This window comes from Streptomyces sp. MspMP-M5 (genome assembly GCF_000373585.1).
In the GTDB taxonomy this organism is placed as follows: Bacteria; Actinomycetota; Actinomycetes; order Streptomycetales; family Streptomycetaceae; genus Streptomyces.
The window spans coordinates 1-16,189 of record NZ_KB891906.1 but is presented as its reverse complement, the minus strand read 5'-3'; the positions used below and the strand labels follow the sequence as shown (position 1 = coordinate 16,189).

Annotated in this window: 14 protein-coding genes and 3 pseudogenes; 4 read left to right on the top strand and 13 right to left on the bottom strand. The window is 69.6% G+C overall.

What is annotated here, in order from left to right:
* Nucleotides 1-9: 9 nt before the first annotated feature.
* From B073_RS44335 to B073_RS0124455, 5 genes and pseudogenes are all read right to left on the bottom strand, one after another.
* Nucleotides 10-252, bottom strand: a pseudogene (locus B073_RS44335) (zinc ribbon domain-containing protein); the annotation flags it as partial.
* Nucleotides 253-265: 13 nt separating this feature from the next.
* Nucleotides 266-1,117, bottom strand: a complete 852-nt coding sequence (locus tag B073_RS0124470) for a maleylpyruvate isomerase family mycothiol-dependent enzyme (RefSeq protein ID WP_018540718.1) — start codon at nt 1,115-1,117, stop codon at nt 266-268.
* Nucleotides 1,118-1,324: 207 nt separating this feature from the next.
* Nucleotides 1,325-1,474 (bottom strand): annotated as a pseudogene (locus tag B073_RS49345) (hypothetical protein); the annotation flags it as partial.
* A 391-nt stretch (nt 1,475-1,865) separates the two neighbouring features.
* Nucleotides 1,866-2,417: a hypothetical protein gene (locus B073_RS0124460; RefSeq protein ID WP_026247691.1), complete on the bottom strand. Its 552-nt coding sequence runs from the start codon at nt 2,415-2,417 to the stop codon at nt 1,866-1,868.
* Nucleotides 2,418-2,639: 222 nt separating this feature from the next.
* Nucleotides 2,640-3,146 carry a DUF3995 domain-containing protein gene (locus tag B073_RS0124455; protein WP_234025157.1) on the bottom strand — a complete coding sequence of 169 codons (507 nt, stop codon included), beginning with the start codon at nt 3,144-3,146 and terminating at the stop codon, nt 2,640-2,642.
* A gap of 497 nt (nt 3,147-3,643) precedes the next feature.
* Here B073_RS0124455 and B073_RS0124450 point away from each other — a divergent pair, with 497 nt between their 5' ends.
* From B073_RS0124450 to B073_RS0124440, 3 genes are all read left to right on the top strand, one after another.
* Nucleotides 3,644-4,564 (top strand): trypsin-like serine peptidase, encoded by a 921-nt coding sequence (locus B073_RS0124450; protein ID WP_202487640.1) that lies wholly within the window; start codon nt 3,644-3,646, stop codon nt 4,562-4,564.
* A gap of 204 nt (nt 4,565-4,768) precedes the next feature.
* Nucleotides 4,769-5,188 (top strand): hypothetical protein, encoded by a 420-nt coding sequence (locus tag B073_RS40965; protein WP_018540714.1) that lies wholly within the window; start codon nt 4,769-4,771, stop codon nt 5,186-5,188.
* A 297-nt stretch (nt 5,189-5,485) separates the two neighbouring features.
* On the top strand, nt 5,486-5,695 hold the full coding sequence (locus tag B073_RS0124440) for a hypothetical protein (protein ID WP_018540713.1): 210 nt from the start codon (nt 5,486-5,488) through the stop codon (nt 5,693-5,695).
* Nucleotides 5,696-6,155: 460 nt separating this feature from the next.
* Here B073_RS0124440 and B073_RS48100 read toward each other — a convergent pair.
* The 3 genes and pseudogenes from B073_RS48100 to B073_RS40960 all read right to left on the bottom strand — a co-directional run.
* A pseudogene (locus B073_RS48100) lies at nt 6,156-6,260 on the bottom strand (N-acetyltransferase); the annotation flags it as partial.
* Nucleotides 6,257-6,499, bottom strand: coding sequence for a hypothetical protein (locus tag B073_RS49340; protein ID WP_018540712.1), 243 nt, complete (start codon nt 6,497-6,499; stop codon nt 6,257-6,259). The pseudogene B073_RS48100 and the gene B073_RS49340, both read right to left, overlap by 4 nt.
* Complete coding sequence (locus B073_RS40960; protein WP_018540711.1) at nt 6,475-7,443, bottom strand: ATP-grasp domain-containing protein; 969 nt, start codon at nt 7,441-7,443, stop codon at nt 6,475-6,477. The genes B073_RS49340 and B073_RS40960 overlap by 25 nt, the downstream gene beginning before the upstream one ends.
* 819 nt (nt 7,444-8,262) lie before the next feature.
* Between B073_RS40960 and B073_RS0124425 the strand changes: the two genes are divergently transcribed.
* A complete protein-coding gene (locus B073_RS0124425) occupies nt 8,263-9,207 on the top strand; it encodes a phosphotransferase enzyme family protein (RefSeq protein WP_234025156.1) in 945 nt (314 codons plus the stop codon).
* A 64-nt stretch (nt 9,208-9,271) separates the two neighbouring features.
* On the opposite strand, the gene B073_RS0124420 is transcribed toward B073_RS0124425, so the two are convergent.
* From B073_RS0124420 to B073_RS40950, 5 genes are all read right to left on the bottom strand, one after another.
* Nucleotides 9,272-9,943 (bottom strand): NAD(P)H-binding protein, encoded by a 672-nt coding sequence (locus tag B073_RS0124420; RefSeq protein ID WP_018540708.1) that lies wholly within the window; start codon nt 9,941-9,943, stop codon nt 9,272-9,274.
* A gap of 2 nt (nt 9,944-9,945) precedes the next feature.
* On the bottom strand, nt 9,946-11,223 hold the full coding sequence (locus B073_RS40955) for an MFS transporter (RefSeq protein ID WP_018540707.1): 1,278 nt from the start codon (nt 11,221-11,223) through the stop codon (nt 9,946-9,948).
* A 32-nt stretch (nt 11,224-11,255) separates the two neighbouring features.
* Nucleotides 11,256-12,032, bottom strand: coding sequence for a thioesterase II family protein (locus B073_RS0124410; protein WP_018540706.1), 777 nt, complete (start codon nt 12,030-12,032; stop codon nt 11,256-11,258).
* 31 nt (nt 12,033-12,063) lie between these two features.
* Complete coding sequence (locus tag B073_RS0124405) at nt 12,064-14,838, bottom strand: helix-turn-helix transcriptional regulator (protein ID WP_018540705.1); 2,775 nt, start codon at nt 14,836-14,838, stop codon at nt 12,064-12,066.
* Between the two features lie 632 nt (nt 14,839-15,470).
* A partial coding sequence (locus B073_RS40950; RefSeq protein ID WP_158690200.1) for an AMP-binding protein occupies nt 15,471-16,189 on the bottom strand: 719 nt, incomplete at its 5' end.

Below are 16,189 nucleotides of genomic sequence, written 5' to 3'. Positions count from 1 at the left end.
GATCTGGTCGACAGCCCCGCACTCCTTGCACGTCCATGCACGGATGTGGAGGGGCTTGGGGTCGTCCTTGACGCCGCAGGCCGAGCAGACCTGGGAGGTAGGATCGAAGCGTTCGATCCTACCGAAGTACCGGCCGTGCCTGGCGGCCTTGTATTCGGGCATCGCAACGCATACGGACCATCCGGCGTCGTGCACGCTCTTGGCGAGGCGGGTGCGCCCGAGGCCGGACACCGCGAGGTTTTCCAAACTGACGAGCCAGGCGTCATCAGTAGACGATGGACACGACCTGGCACGCAGCTTCGGCGAGTCGGCGCTCTCCTTGGACGTGGGCTCGGCCAAGGGCGGTGGCGGGGTCGATGCCACGTGTGCACAGGCGCCAGGCGGTTTCCGTATCCAGCAGTACCGATGCGGTCGGCCGGCCGCTGGGCGGTTCGGCCAGTGACCAGCGGTCCGCAGTGGCGGTGACGGTCCACCTGCCGCCGACCGGCCCCTCGACGAGCACTTGGATTTGGGCCCCGGCAGGTGCTGTCGTATGACGCAGGGTGTGGGGCAGGGCCCGCATGAAGGTGTCCAGGACCGTGGACAAGGCATGCGGTTCCGGGTCGGTTTCGCTGCCGATGGCATGGCGGATCTGCTGCCGGTGTGTCCAGTACTCGGTGAACTCACGGGCGATGTCCAGCCATCCTGGCGTCGGGTCGGCTCCCGCCCACGACACGCCCAGGGCGGGCGCTTTGAGGTCGGCGGTGGCGAATCGCTGGGCGAGCTGAGTCCCGGCTACCTCCAGGGCATCGATCAGCGAGGCGGGGCTGTCATCGGCGTGGAGTTCGACCCATTCCTGATTGGTGCGGTGGATGAACGCTTCCAGCGTCTCTCCAGGCATGAAAGCACGCCGGTATCCGCCTGGGGTGCGCCCGAGGCGTCCGTAGTAGTCGCCGAGGATGTGGGAGGCGAGGTCATGCACGGTCCAGAGCGGGACTGCCGTCTTGCTCCAGTCGGCGGGCCGCAGGCCACGCAAGGTGTCGAGGAGTGCTCCCAGCTCCGAACCGAACAACGGGCGAGCGTCGATCGGGTCGCCCAGCCAGGAAGTTCCGGACGTGTCGTTGGACTCGGGACTCATGGTCCAAGCCTGTCAGCCGGGAGCCCCGGGCTGCCATCGAATACTCCGCGCGTCGGAACGAGGGGTTGTGCCAGTCATCCGTCCGAGACCAGACCGGTGCCGGCCAGGCAGCCGTCGACCGGGTCGGGGCGGTATGGGACCTGCTCGAGCCTGCGCACACAGCATTCCCACGCCCCACAAGCCCACCGCCACAAACCACCCGGGACGTTCCTCGGCCAGCGGCCCCGCGGAGACACTCAGGCCCCAACTGCCGCCCAGCGCCCAGTAGAAATGCAGCACACCGAAAGCGACCGCCCACGCACACGCGCCGCGCCCCCACAACCCGGGCGTCGTCTTGTCCTGCGGATCTTCATGCATAGCCAGGAGCATGCCACGGTCGTGGCACGTCCCCACCAGCACCGACGAGAAACCAGCACGCCCCGTCCCTGTGACCGTCAAACGCGACTGCATACATCGGACTTGATCGACCAGATGCGTCGTGGCCCTCCAAGTCGTCACGAGCAGACCTGGGCTCCCGCTCCGCAGTGCTCGACTCAATCAATTCGCGCAGCGGGATGTCAGGAAAATGACATGCGACAGTGCCAACCACTGCCAGTTACTGCCAGCCACTCCGATGACGGAATGACTCACGATTCTGCGAGACGCAGACGGACCGGTGCTTCCACGCGGGTCATTGGGCCGGACTGTCCCCACCTTCCCTCGCAGCACGCCATCACTGCCCACGACGAGGCCAGGCACACATCCACCTTCAGCAGTCGTTGACCGGCGACCGGGCGTGGTGACGGCGGTAGTACGAGAAAGTGACGGCAGCAAGCAGCGGGCCCCAGAGGACCAACGGTTGGTAGAGAATGCCGACGACGAGGTTCCCGGCGCGCGTCATGTCAGCGTGCGGGTATGTCCACCACAATGGGACATTGGCCCAGAGCAGGGTCAACGCAACCGCGCCGAAAGCGGCAGGGACGACGGCAGCCATGGGACGGACTCTCCGTCCCCCGATCAAGGGCACCCACCCCGGCACGACCTCGCCCCAGGGCCGTACCAGACCGATCGTCAGGAAGGCACCCAGCTCGCAGAGCACACTGAGTGTCAGCATCCACGCCTTCGCCCCCACCGTCTCGAAGCCGGCGAAGCCGGCAGCGCTGTATCCGGCCGGGTATCCGAGCACCAAGGCGATGCGCCACAGACCACTCGGCAAGACCACCAACGTGGTCACATGCGCGGCCCAGACCGCCCAACGAGGAGCCGGCACTGCGGGTGTGACAACAGTGGACGGGTTCGCCTGGATGCTCATGCGAACCATCTTCACGTGCTGCGCAGAACGTGCCATCAGCCTGCGCGGCTGTCCCCGCTAGCCACGTGGCACGAGACCTGGAGGACGCGATCAACCGCGCGGGGGAACCACCGTCATACTCCGGGACGATGGACTCAGCGAGGACGTCGGAACCGCCCCCCGATGCCACCTCCCCCGCACCGAGGACGGCATGATGGCCAACCCGCCCTGATATCAGCCACGTTCCGGCTCTCAACCTATTCCGGTGACCGTCGAGGCCACGGAAAGGATCAGGGCACCGAGCGTGCCCACAACGCTGTAGAGCGACAGCTTGCGCCGGTCGTCGCGGTGGCGGACATAGAGCGCGGTGGCGCCGGCGAAGGCCAGGCCACCGGCGATGAACCACGGGCCCCACAGATAGAGGTACCAACCAGTCAGCGCAGCCAGATCCGGCTCAACAGAGGCGGCCCCGGTCTCGACCAGCACCCCGTGGACAACGAACAGGCCACCATGCCACGTGAGCAGGGTCGCCGCGCCGGCGCCGCAGAACACCATGAGTCGGCTGGTCCGCAAGCCCCGTGGTCGCGTCAGGCCGATGCCGACCAGGGCCCCGAAGAGCTTCAGGACGCCGGTTACCACCAGGACGGCCAGGAACCACGGCACGCCGTCGCGAGCGAGGTTCACCAATGACGGCGACACCGTCGACTGCGCACCGAAGGTATTGCCCGTCGCCCAGACGAAGCTGGGTACCGCGAACAAGAACCCCCATGCCGCAGCGGCGTATCCAGGCCATCTGCTCAGGTGGAGGCGTGCTGCCCGGGACGGGACGGGACGCGCTGTGTCATCCAAGGAACGCATGATTGACATGACTCGATCATGACTTGACATGTGGCGATACGCCTCGTCCGTATGGATGATCTGCCTTCCCACTAGAGCTGGCTCTCGGCGCCCGAGCTGCGGGCGTCCCACGGAAGGGCGGAGGGCGGCTGCCGCCGGCACTGATCGCGGCGCGTAAGCGAGCGCCGTCGCCCGTGTAAGACCGATCGGTCCGCGCTTGGCAGTCGCATACGCCGCGAAGTAGCGGTACCCGGACCAGTCCTCCTCGGCAACCGACACAGCTCAAGCCCGGCTGGGTGGCAGACCAGCCGCGGACACTGCGCGGAGCGCACTACGGGGCGCACTCCCACGCTCCAGGGAACACCAGTCGCAGTGGCCAATCACCCCTGAACCGGGCGGTATACGCCTAACATCCCACCATGCGCCACAGGTTTGCCGTAACAGCCATAGCAGTTGCCGTGCTCGCCGGGCTGGCTGCCGTGTCGGGTTGTGCCACCGACGACGTACCGGCCGTGAGCACTCTGGTCTCCACATCTCCCTCGCCCTCCCCGCTCGCCAGCGCCACCGGGTCCGCGCACCTCTGGTCCGCGCAACGGATGCGGAGCGCCCGGCCGTTCCGCCACCAGCCGGGGGTCTCGCACACCCCGCCGCCCACCACGTCCAACGCCCGTGTGGGCGCACTGTTCAGCCATGGCGGCAGCGGTGATCACTTCTGCACCGGGAGCGTCGTGGACAGCCCCGGCAAGTCCGTGGTGATCACTGCTGCGCACTGCATTCACACCGGCAAGGGCGGCGGCTACCAGACGGACCTGGCATTCGTCCCGGGCTACCGTGACGGGCAGACACCCAACGGCACCTGGCCGATCACGAAAATGGTGGTGGACGACCATTGGGCGCAGTCCTCCGACCCCGGATACGACGTGGGGTTCGTCATCGTCGGCAAACTCGACGGCAAGGGGATCGCCGATGTTCTGGGCGCCAACAGCTTCGGCTACAACGTCGGTTACGGCAACGACGTACGGATCACCGGCTACCCGGCCAGCGGCCAGGACCCCATCTCGTGCGTCAACAAGTCCACGAAGTTCCAAACGGGCCAGATGAAGGTGAACTGCACCGGCTACAGCGGCGGAACCAGCGGAAGCCCCTGGCTGACCCACTTCAACCGCGCCACGCGTACCGGCGAGGTCGTCGGTGTCATCGGCGGCTACGAGACCGGCGGTGACACCGACGACACCTCCTACAGCCCCTATTTCAACGACGCCATCAAGTCCCTCTACGACAAGGCCGTCAGCGAGGAGAGCCAGGTAGTCGGCGCCCCTTCGAACACACCAAAACCTTAGAGTTTCTGACGAAATAATCAGGATGCGGTGCGCAGGCCGGTCGGCGCGGGCCGGCCCGGCGGAGCCAGCTGCTCCAGTCATGGCTCAACGAACATAAGAGTTTGCTGTGAAGGCGAAACCGAACCACAACTCCATGTGCCTCAGGGGCGTTTGGTAGCTGAGAGGTGCTATTTCAGGCACCCGTAAGGCCCTAAGGACAACATCATGAAGCGTGTCTACCGCCTCGCTGTCGCAGCCGCCCTCAGCACCGCGGCCGTCACCGGAAGCGCGGCAGCTGCTGTCGCCGCCCCGGCGCCCGGCGCCCTCGTGGCCGCCGCCCACCACCCGCTCCACAAGATCGCCAAGCCCGCCAAGGTCACCGTGACGGCGGCGGCCAACAAGCACAACATCCGGGCCGGGCAGGAGCTCCGCATCACCGGCAAGGTGACCGGCGTCCGTCCGGGCACGAAGGCCCGCCTCCAGCAGCAGGACCACCGCCGGTGGGTCAACCTGCCGGTCACCGCCACCACCCAGAAGCACGGCGCGTACCTGCTGCACGTCAAGCCCACGCACAAGGGCCGCACCGTCTACCGCGTCGCCGCTGGCGGCGCCGTCTCCCACGACGTGATCGTCACCGTGCGCTGACCTGATCACACCCCATAGCGCAACGGCCCGGAGGAGAGGCGCCCTCCTCCGGGCCACGGCCAGCCGCCTCGGTGGAGATCGGCACGCGCGAACGCACGGTTGACCAATCCAGTGTCCTGCGTGAAGTGGGCGTTCCACTTCAAACCATGGCGTGTGCAATGAGTGAAGGGTGTGACGTTTCGTTCTTCACGTCACACCCGAGCGTGCAATCTGGCGCATGCGGGGGGCCGTTCAAGGGCTCCCGCTCGCCGTGCACCACGCATGGCGACCCATCAGAGAAAAAGGACGCCCGTCACCATGAGCAACACCTCTGGCATCGAGACCCGCGAGATAGCCGACGACGACCTCGACAACGTCGCCGGCGGCCTCTCCGTCAGCGGCACCCTCGACGGCCTGACCGCCAAGTTTGTCCCCGGCCCCAACGGGGTGCCGGTCCTCTCCGGCGGCTCCATCAAGTCCCTCAGCGTCACCGTCTCGGACATCCCCCTGGGCCCGATCGGCGGCTGAGACACAGCGATCGCTCCCTGCGCCCATGGCTCGCCCTTTTGTGACCTCTGCCTGCAGAACGGCACTGCCGGTTCACGGGCCGAGCCAGGGCGTTTCGTCGGATTCCTTCGCCGACGTGGCGCCAGCCCGAACGGGGCTGGCGCCTTCTCGCTTCACTGCGTTCCCCTCGCCGGCCGCGTCCCGGTGCGCTTCCCCTGGCCACAGACACCGCGGGGATACGTCCACAGCAACACGCGGCTCAGGCAGGACCGACTCGCATCGCGCCACTCACGGGTCTGCCCACTCCGCGATCGAATCGCCGAGATGTGCCTGAGAGACGCCGCACGGTCCAACTCCCTGGTCACACGCGAAGAACACATGCGGCCGCTGTCACCTCGCGGTCGGACAAGACAGCCACCCGGGCCGAGGCGGGGCCCTCGCACCGTCGCGGGTCAGACCTTCGCAGGAGTGCTCGCCATCGACCCGGCGGGCGCATCATGAAGACGTCGATCGCGTCCTGGGCTTCCACGACGAATCCGTGGCGCTCGTAGAGTCGACGAGCACCACTACTCTGCAAGACGTTCAAACCCCTTCAGGAAGCTCGAGGGCACTGTCGCAAGCGGCGACAACGCCTCCGCTGGTGGGGCGTTCCGCCATGACGTGGTCTACGCGGTCCAGTGCCCAGCGCAGTGGCGGAGTGCGGTCAGCGGCCTTGAACTGGAGGTGGAACTCGGTGACGTTTTCCTTGTCGCGGACCGTTTCCGCGCCCTGAACCGCCTTGAGGATGCCGGGCCCGGCGGTCAGCAGCGGACCGAGGCGCCGCACTTGGGCTGCGGGCTCTCGGTGAGTTCGTCGAGGACGCCGGCGTGCCAGCCGAGGGTGTAGCTTTCCATGTCGACCCCGTAGACGTGGCGGGTCAGTTCGCTGATGCGGTCGCCGGCCCGGCGGGTGTGCGTCTCGATGACCCGGGGGCCGTTGGCGGTGAGCATCAACTCGGTGTGCGAGGCACCCTCGTTGACGCCGAGTGTGTCCAGTACGCGGCAGACGAACGCGAACAGTTCGGCGCGCTCGTACGGGGACACCTCGGCCGGGCTGAAGTGCGCCATCTCCATGAAGTCGGCATTGAACTCCTTGTCGGTGAAGCCGAGCAGGACGTGCCGGCCGTTGAAGGTGAGGACCTCGGCCCCCATTTCCCGGCCTTCGAGGAACTCCTCGATGAGGAAGGTGGAGAAGTCCAGGGCGGTGAGTCTGTCCCAGACGGTGTCGATGTCCTCGGGGGTGTCGATCCGGAAGACTCCGTAGCTTCCCGAGGCGGCGATCGGCTTGACGAGGAAGGGATAGCCGTAGCGCGCGGCGAAGTCGACGACGTCGGCGCGGTCCCGGCCGCGGCTGGCGCCCACCTCCCCCACGCCGGCGGCGTTCAGCTGCTCGCGCATGGCGAACTTGTCCATCACCAGTTCCACCGTGCGCGGGGAGACGCCCGGCAGTCCGAGGGCCTCGTTGATGTGGGCGGTGGCGAGCTGCGCCCACTCGGTGAGGGTGACGGCCGCCGCGAACGGGCGGAAGGCGTAGAGGCCGCGGGCCACCTCGACGGCCTTTTCCACGTCCTTGTAGTCCAGGAGGACGGTCAGGTCGGTCAGTTCGGCCTGGTCCGGGGTGAACTCCTTGGCGAGTTGCAAGTGGATGACCTGCAGTCCGAGCTTCTGTGCCTTGCGCAGGAGGGAACCGTTGCCGCCCAGGAGGAGGACGGTCTTGTCCGCTGCTGTCATGGGAAAAAAGCCTCCGCGGAGCTGCCGTCTAGGGCTCCGTAATTGTCGGGTCGGTGTGTCGGTGTGTGTGGTGGCGGTGAAGGACGGGTGTCGGTCACCGGACCGAGGTGATGCGGTGGACCGCGGGCGCGCCGATCAGGCTGATGGCCGCGGCCGCGAGGAAGAGCAGGCGGTAGCCACCGCAGGCGCCGATGAGCGCACCGGCCACCAGGGGCTCCAGGGAAGACGGCCGTCCTTGATGAAGAACAGCAGACAGCTGTTGGCCAGGACGTTGGCGAGATTGATCAGCAGCGGGCTGCCGAAGGCCAGGCGAACTCGGTGCCGAGCCGCGGGTGGTGCGCCGGCGGTGCGGCAGGGGTTGGGCGCAGTGGTGCGGCGTCGCGCGGCCGGTGCACGAAGGGCCAACCGAAAGCGATGACTCCCGGCGCATGCGATCCGCCGGGCGTTCCCGGGTCCGGCGGGGCGTCGCCGCGGAGCGGTCGGACGGGGTGGATGCTTGTGTCACTTCACGACCGCTCCAGGGACGACGTTCAGCGTTCCGTACGCGTTCCGTACGGACAGGCTTGCCGTGACGGGAAGTTCTCCAGGAGTTGAACAGAGGGAAAATGCGCGGCAACACCCCTTCCTTCCCCCTAAGACCCCCCTCATCGCGGCACCCCCTACGTGCGGGACGGCGGTGTTGCCCAAATGTTCCTCAATCAACTCCGGAACGGTGAGCTGCCCGGCGTGCCGTGCGGCGACCGGGATGTACAGTCCGCGAAACCTTATGAGAAAGCACCGGTCACCCGGCGAGCATCTCGGCAAGACCGATGAGAACGGATGGACATGCCTGTTTTTGATCCGCTGCCCGCGGCGCCTGCGGTAGGTGATCTTCCACTGCACCTGTGGGACGCCGCAGAATTCACGGTGGTGCCGTGGCCGGCGGACACCTGGGAAATCGGCTACAACTCGCACACCTGGTTGCTGGAACGCGACGGCGACCGTGCGGTGTTGAAAGCCGTACCGAAGGGATACGGCGTCAAGTTCGCCTCCGGTCTCCGGGCGGCGGAGCTGGCGGAGCGGGCGGGCATACCCTCCGCGGCGCCGCGCCGCACCCTTGCCGGCGAGGTCGTCGCGGAACAGGGCGACTGGTGCTGGGGGCTGTTGGAGTACCTGGACGGCCGGCCGACCAACACCGACGAACCAGCTGAACTGGCCCTGGTGGGCCGGACGTTGGGTCGTATTCATGAGAGCCTGCGCGCGGTGCCTCCGCTGCCGGAGACGATGGTCTGGTCGCGGATGGAGTGGCTGCTCGAACCGCAGCCGTTCCTGGCGGACCTGGAATGGATCCAGCAGGCGATTCGCGAGGGCTTCGCCGCGCTGCCCGAAAACCTGTCGGACGGCATCATCCATTGCGATCCCCGGCTGACCGAGTTCCGCTTCGACGGCGCCAAGGTCGGGCTGCTCGACTGGGGCGAAGTCATGCACGGGCCGCACATGTTGGACGTCGCGACCACCTTGAGTTTCACGAAGCCGGAAATCGATCCGACGCCGTTTCTGCGTGGGTATCTGGAGACGTCACCGGCCGGCGTCGAGGAATTCGCGCAGCTGCCGACCATGTTGAAACTGCGGGCCGCCATCGAAGGGTGGATCTACGCCCGTCGACGGCACTTCGATGTCGATCTCGGGCAGGTCCGCGAGCACACGAACAGCACGTTGATAGAGCGGGCGCGGGAGAACATCGCGGCCGCCGACGCATTGCCGGCGGACCATTACCTGATCTGATGCGCACCGTAGCCGCCGGGCGCCGTCCGCGTCGCGCCCGGCGGCTTTCGCTGTGCGCGGCTCCTCACCCGGGTCGCAGTGCCGCGACGGCGTCGCGAACGGGTACGTCGCCGGTGGAGACGGCCAGTGTTCCGCACACCGGTACCGGACCGGTCAGTATTTCGCAGAGGGTCGCGGCCAGGTCGGTCCGGGCGATCCGTCCGTCGGGGCGGGGGTCCGCGCCGGTTCCCATCCGGATGCGGCCGGTCGCGGGGGCGTCGTCGAGGGTTCCGGGGCGGAGTACGCACCAGTCCAAGTCACGGGCGTGCAGGGCATGTTCGGCCTGCTGCTTCTCCCGGAGGTAGGCCGGGAGCCGGTCGCCCAGTTCGGCGCGGACCGTCTCGTCGGGCAGCAGCGCGCTCACCATCACGTAGCGGCGCACACCGGCCCGTTCCGCGGCTCGGGACAACAGCTCGGCCGGGGAGGCCGCGGTGGTGGCCGCGCCCAGTGAGCCGGGGCCGGTGCCGGTGCCGGCGGCCAGGACGACGGCACCGGCACCGGCGAGGGCCTGCGACAACCCGTCGCGCACGCCGTCACCGTCGGTGTCCAGCAGGACCGTCTCCACGCCCGCCGCCCGTAGTGGCTCCCGCTGCGCGGCCTTGCGGATCAGTCCGACCGGCGTGCACCCGTACGCCGGCAACGCCTGTGCCAGTCGGGCGCCGAGAGCCGTGGTGATGCCCAGGACGACCACGCGCATCGTCAGCCCGCCTCTCCGGCGGCCCCGGCGAGACCCGCTCCGGGTTCGCCGGACGCCTCGGGTTCCTCGGTGCGCTTGGGCAGGGTGAGGGCCAACGCGGCGGACAGCACGGCGGCCACGGCGCCGGAGCCGAGGGAGGCCGCGGGGCCGGCGAGGTCCAACAGGCGGCCGCTCAGCGGCAGCATGGCGGCGGCGCCGGCGGTCGTCGAGGTGGCCAGCCATCCGAACGCCTCGGCGCGCCGGTGTTCCGGTGTCAGGTCGCCGATCCGGGAGTTGCTCGCGCCCAGGCTCGGCGAGACCACCGATCCCGTGACCGTCATCACGAGGGCCAGCAGCCATACGGGAGTTGCGTCGGTCGCCGGTGGGAACAGGAGGGCGAGGACGCCGATGCCGACCGCCAGGCCGCCGATGCCCAGGGCGCTGCTGCGCTGTCCGCCGCGGCCGACGACCAGCAGCCCGCCGAGTGCGGAGCCCAGCGCGAAGAGCGCGATCAGCACACCGGCGATGCCCGGTGTCCCGCGGTCGCGGCCCCAGGCCACCACCGAGAGGTCCACCGAGAACAGCGCGGCCATCAGGAAGAACGGGACGAGGATGGCGCGTACGAAGACCTGGTCGCGCAGGAGCGAGCGCTGCTTGCCGTGCGTGGCGGGTTCGGAGCCGGTCGTGGCGGGGGGNGCGGCGCGGTCCAGTGCGGCCGCGCGCAGTACGAGCCCGAAGAGCAGCGAGCCGCCGGCGGCGAGCACCGCGCAGACCACCACGGCCGCCGGGCCCCCGGCGAGGGTGACCACCCCGGCCGCCAGCAGGGGGCCGGCCATCGCCACGATCTCGTAACCGGTGGCCTCCAGCGTGTAGAGCGACTCGCGGACGTCCCCCTTGGCCAGTCGGGGCCAAAGGGCCCGGGATATCTGGGAGATCGGGGGCAGGGTGAGTCCGGTGAAGAAGGCGATCGCCACGGCCACGGGCCAGGCGCCGGCGGGCAGCAGCACCGCTGCCAGGATCAGGGCGACGAGCCCCACGGCGTACCCGCCGCCGGTGACGAACAGCAGCGTGCTGGCCGAGCTGCGGTCGGCGACCCGCCCCCGGATCGGGCCGGCCACCGCCTGGCCGATGGCCATCGCGCCGGTCACCAGGCCGACGGTGGTGTAGCCGCCCGTCCAGCCGGCGATGAGGAAGGACAGCGCGACCGGCAGGCCGCTGAGGTGGATGCGGCCGAGCAGCGACAGCGGGAGCAGCGTCTTCAGCCGTGGGATATTGGACAGCGCGCGTAGCGGACTCGACATTCCTGACTCTCCTTGTGTGGTGCGTTCAGCCGTCAGGCGCGAGCCGCGTGCTGCACCATGCCGTCCAGTGCGTCCCTGATCAGGGCCAGAACGTGCGGGCGCTGCTGCTCGAAGAAGAAGTGACCGCCGGTGACCTCGTGCACCGTGCAGGGGCCGGTGGTGTGCGCACGCCAGGCGGCGGCGTCGGCGGACGAGACGCGGGGGTCGGTGGTCCCGGTCAGCACGGTCAGCGGGCAGGGGACCGCCGTGCCCGCCCGGGGCACGTAGGACTCGGCCAGCCGGGAGTCGGCGCGCAGGGCGGGCAGGACGAGTTCCAGCAGGTCCGGGTCGCGCAGCAGGGCGGGGGCGGTGCCGCCCAAGGCGCGCATCTCCTCGATGATCTCCGCGGTGCTCAGCCGGCGACCGCCGCGGGGCGGGCGGACCGAGGGGGCGCGCCGGCCCGAGACGATCAGTCCGCGCAGCGGACCGGCGCCGTCCCGCAGCGCCAGGGCGGTCTCGTACGCGATCAGGGAGCCGAGGCTGTGCCCGAAGAGCACCAGCGGGAGGGGCGGACCGGCGCGCAGCACGTCGGTGACCGCGCCGACCATCGCGGTGAACTCCTCCACGGGTGCCTCCCGGTGGCGTTCCTGCCGGCCCGGGTACTGCACGCACAGCAGCTCTCCCTGCGGAGGCACGGCGGCGCGCAACCACGGGTAGTACGCGGCGGAGCCGCCGGCGTGCGGGAAGCACACCATGCGGAACTCCGGCTCGGGACAGGTCCCGTAGCGCACGAGCCAGTTGTCGGGTGAGGGCGCGCTGGGTGGCGTCACCGGTTTCCTTCCTTGCCTGCCGCGGCACCGGTCACAGGACGTTCACCCGTGCTCCCAGTTCGGAACGGCGGCGGATCTTGAGCTTGCGGTAGATGCGCGTCAGGTGCTGTTCGACGGTGCTCGCGGTGACGTACAGCGCGTTGGCGATCTCCCGGTTGGTGTATCCCTCGGCCGCGAGCCTGGCGACCTTTCCTTCTGCGAGGGTGAGCGCCGGTCCGCCGGCGGCCCAGGGGGCCTGGGCGGCGGCGCTCTTGTCCTGCGCCGCGGTGGTTCGGGCGGAGGGCTGTGCGGGGTCCGGCGGGCGGACGGCGGGGCCGGGCGAGGTGGCCGGGGTGTGCCGTGCGGCGAGGGCCCGGATCTCCTCCAGGGCCCGGACGCCACCGCATTCCCGGGCGAGTCGCTCCGCGCGGCGCAGTGTTCTGCGGCCGTAAGCCAGGTCGCCGGTGAGCTGGTAGGTCTGTGTCAGGGCGCCGAGCGTGCGGGCCAGTTCGAGCGGGTCGCCGCACCGTTCGAGCACCATCGCCGACTCCCGCAGGCCCGCCGCGCGCCGTCCCATCGGGGAGGCCATGGCGCGCAGCCGGAGCGCGATGCCGCGGCTGCGGGCGTGGGGGGCCGGGAAGAGGTCGAGGTGTTCGTCGATCCGGACCCGTGCCTCCTCCCGTTCCCCGAGGCGCAGCAGGGTCTCGGCGAGGTCCAGGCGCCACGGCACCAGGCCCGGCAGTTCCATTTTCCAGGACCGCAGGATGTCCCCGCAGCTGCGGAAGTCGTCGAGGGCGGCCCGCAGGCCACCGGTGGCCAGGTGGTGTCGGCCCCTGGCGCGCAGGTGGACCAGTCCGTAGGGGCTGCGCGCGTAGAACGCCGGCATGGGCTGGGACAGTTCCTTCTCGACCTCCTGGTGCCGGCCCTGTTCGGTCATGGCCAGGAGGTGGAGGCCGCGCGGGAGTCCGAGCAGGATGCCCCACTTCGGGGCGTCCAGCAGTTCCAGTGCGGTTTCCACCGAACGCACCGTGCCGGCCGGGTCCCCTCGCGTCAGGTCGACGACGCCCTTGGCCACCGAGAGCATCGCGGTCCACAGTGCGGGCACCGGTGTGCCTCCGGCCTCCACCGCGGCCTGGATGGACCAGAGTCCGTCGGCGTCCAGTTGTTCCGCGGCCAGCAGCGAGAACAGGGCGACCTGTGCCGCTTCGAGGTCGGCGTGGTCGGGCCGGGCACGTTGCAGGATCTCTTCGGCGCGGCGCGCCACGGGCTCCTGCCCGCCGCCGGTGAGCAGCCCGGGCAGTTCGCTCGCGCTGCGCAGCCACGGGAATCCGCCGATGACCATCTCCGGGTTCAGCTCGCATCCGTCGCAGGCCGCGGCGTGCGGCCTACCGGGGAACACATGACGGATCCAGAAGTCGGTGATGGCGAGTTCGATGCGGGTCTCGGGATCGCTCGGGCGGCCGGCCCTGGCCATCGTGAACACCTCGTCGGCCTCGTCGGCGCGGCCCTGCCAGGCGAGGCGCCGGGACAGCCGGGAGAGCCATCGCCCGGACAGGCAGCCCTCGCGGGCGCTGGCCACCAGGGAGTTCAGGCGCCGGGAGACCAGGGTGGGGTCCACCCACCAGGTGGTGTCCAGCAGTTTGGCGTGGACCTCGACCCGGGTGAGGTCGTCGGTGCAGCCGTCGGAGGCGAGTTTGAGCAGGGCTATGGCGTGCTGGTAGTCGTAGCGCCGGGCCGCCTGGTCCGCGGCCTCGCACAGCATGCCCACCGCCCAGGGCTGCGGTGCGGCCTCCGCCGCGAGCAGGTGCTGTGCGATGTGCTCGGCCGGTGCGCCGTCCTCGTAGAGCACCTCCGCGGCGCGCAGCCGTAACCGTCGGGCCGCCTCGTGGTCCATGGCACCGGTCAGCACGTCACGGACGCGGGGGTGCAGCACCCGCCCCGGGGACAGCACGCCGCCGGCGGTCAGTCCGTCGAGTACGTGGTGCAGGTCGCGGGGCGCCAGTTCGACGAGGCGGGCCAGTCGGTCCTGGGTGCAGGACGGGCCCAGGACGGCCGCTGCCGCCACGACGTCGGCGGTGGCCGGGCAGTTCGAGGGACGCAGGCGGGTCAGGACGGTGTGCGCGAAGGAGGGGCCGTACACCGGTTCGTCCCGGTCGTCGCCGCCCGCGGTCACGATGTCGTCCAGCAGGGCCTGGAGGAGCAGTGGGTTCCCGCCCGTCACGGCCAGCAGTTCGTCGACCAGCGTGACCGCGGGGGCGCGGTCGAGGCGGCTGCGGACCAGTGCGACCACGCCCGAGCGGGTCAGCGGCCCGAGGATGAACGAGCGGCGGCGGGAGCGCGGGAAGAGGGGGACGGTGTGCCGGGAGTCGTGGGAGCCGGCGGACGGCCGGAAGTCGGAGACCAGCACGTGGATCGGTGCGGAGTCGAGGTGCCGGGCCAGTTCCCGCAGGAACGTCGTGGAGTCCGGGTCGGCGAGATGGGCGTTGTCCACGACCAGTAACAGCGGCTCGGCCGAGGCCAGGGCGACGAGATGCCGGGCGAGCGCGGTGGGGGCGGTCGGCGGCTCGGTGGCCGTGGTGTCGCGCAGCGCGTCCCGGACCGTTCCCACCACGTCGACCACGGCCGGCCCTTCCGGCTCGGGGCCGTCAACGGTCAGGACCCGCCGGCCCTGTGTCCGGGCATGCTCCGAAGCCGCTTCGAGCAGGGCGGACTTGCCGCAGCCGACCGGCGCGCTGACGGCGAAGAACTCTCCGCGCCCTGCCGTGTTTTTCGGCCCCGTGCGGTCGGCAAGCTCGCGCAACGGTGCTTCCCGCTCGACCAAGTACATTCCGCCTCCTGCGATGGGCATCGCCCAGTTCCCGTACGGCCAGGGCGCACTCCGTGGGAAGTCGCATTCGGAGGACCACGTCGTCGTCAGAACCCGCCTCCTCGACCGGTGAGGGTCGTGGCGTGTGCATGTGCAACAAGCCTTGCTCGGGCGACTTCCCCCCGGCGCCGAGCAACTCATTACGGCATCCGACCACAGTCCGCCCGATTCGCTCAAGATCGATCAGGCGATCCTGACCGATACCAGTCATTCCTACAGTCATCCCTACAGTCATCGCTACGGTCGCCGGCCGCGCGTCAGGAATCCGTAACCCGTCACGATCGCGTTCCCCCACGTCACAGCCTTCATCAAGCCACTGAACAACGCTTTCCGGCCGACCATTTGACTGATGCGCTCCCATTGGCCACACGCTCGCCAACCGTCCCGTAAGGGCAACCGCCGGATTCCGGATACCCGCCCGGTGCGGCGCGGCCGACCGTCAGGACCGGTGTGCCACAAGGGGACGAAGGCAAGCAGGAGACGGGAGTTGTTTGCAATAGCGCCTTCCGCAAGCAACTCCGCGCCCGCGGCGAAACGGAAGTGGGGGGTGCCCTCGACGTACCTGCCGAGGGCATCCCCCACCATGTGTCGTACTACCACCGTCTGGCGTGCCGGTCCGCCCAGGACGGGTCCTGGAGCGTACGGCGGTCCAGTTTTCCGCTGCCGGTGCGGGGCAGCCGGTCGAAGTGGTGATGGACCGTGGGCAGCATGTACTGCGGCAGCCGGGCGGCCGCGTGGTCGCGCACCTGCTGGGGCGACAGTCCCGCCGGCCCGGCCACCGCGGCCCGGAGCACCGCGACGGTCGGAGCGGGGCGGTCCACCACGACGGCGCACTCGCTGATGCCCGGGAACTCCAGCAGCACGCCCTCGATTTCGCCGAGGTCGATGCGGATGCCCCGGATCTTCACCTGGTCGTCCGCGCGCCCAAGGAACTGCAGCTCACCGGAGGGCAGCCAACGACAGATGTCCCCGGTGTCGTACATCAGCCCCGGTCCGCAGCCGAGTTCCCGCACGAAGCGCCGGGCGGTCAGCTCCGGGTCCCCCAGGTACCCGCGGGCGACCTGGACTCCCGCCAGGAACAGTGTGCCCCACACCCCTACCGGCGCCGGGCGGCCGTAACGCAGGACGTAGGCACGCGTGTTGTCCACCGGGCGCCCGATCGGCACGGTGCCCTCGCACGGGCCCGGCGGGCAGTCGTGCGCGGTCACGTCGACGGTGGCCTCGGTCGGCCCGTAGAGGTTCACCAGCCGGGTGCCCCGGTCCTCGAAGACCTCGTTGAACGAGGTGACCGCGGCCGGCGACAGGCTCTCGC

Excerpts from the sequence above, each read along its gene's own strand:
- B073_RS0124470 (WP_018540718.1), bottom strand. The coding sequence starts at position 1,117 with ATGAGTCCCGAGTCCAACGACACGTCCGGAACTTCCTGGCTGGGCGAC.
- B073_RS0124460 (WP_026247691.1), bottom strand. The coding sequence starts at position 2,417 with ATGGTTCGCATGAGCATCCAGGCGAACCCGTCCACTGTTGTCACACCC.
- B073_RS0124450 (WP_202487640.1), top strand. The coding sequence starts at position 3,644 with ATGCGCCACAGGTTTGCCGTAACAGCCATAGCAGTTGCCGTGCTCGCC.
- B073_RS40965 (WP_018540714.1), top strand. The coding sequence starts at position 4,769 with ATGAAGCGTGTCTACCGCCTCGCTGTCGCAGCCGCCCTCAGCACCGCG.
- B073_RS0124440 (WP_018540713.1), top strand. The coding sequence starts at position 5,486 with ATGAGCAACACCTCTGGCATCGAGACCCGCGAGATAGCCGACGACGAC.
- B073_RS40960 (WP_018540711.1), bottom strand. The coding sequence starts at position 7,443 with ATGACAGCAGCGGACAAGACCGTCCTCCTCCTGGGCGGCAACGGTTCC.
- B073_RS0124425 (WP_234025156.1), top strand. The coding sequence starts at position 8,263 with ATGGACATGCCTGTTTTTGATCCGCTGCCCGCGGCGCCTGCGGTAGGT.
- B073_RS0124420 (WP_018540708.1), bottom strand. The coding sequence starts at position 9,943 with ATGCGCGTGGTCGTCCTGGGCATCACCACGGCTCTCGGCGCCCGACTG.
- B073_RS0124405 (WP_018540705.1), bottom strand. The coding sequence starts at position 14,838 with ATGTACTTGGTCGAGCGGGAAGCACCGTTGCGCGAGCTTGCCGACCGC.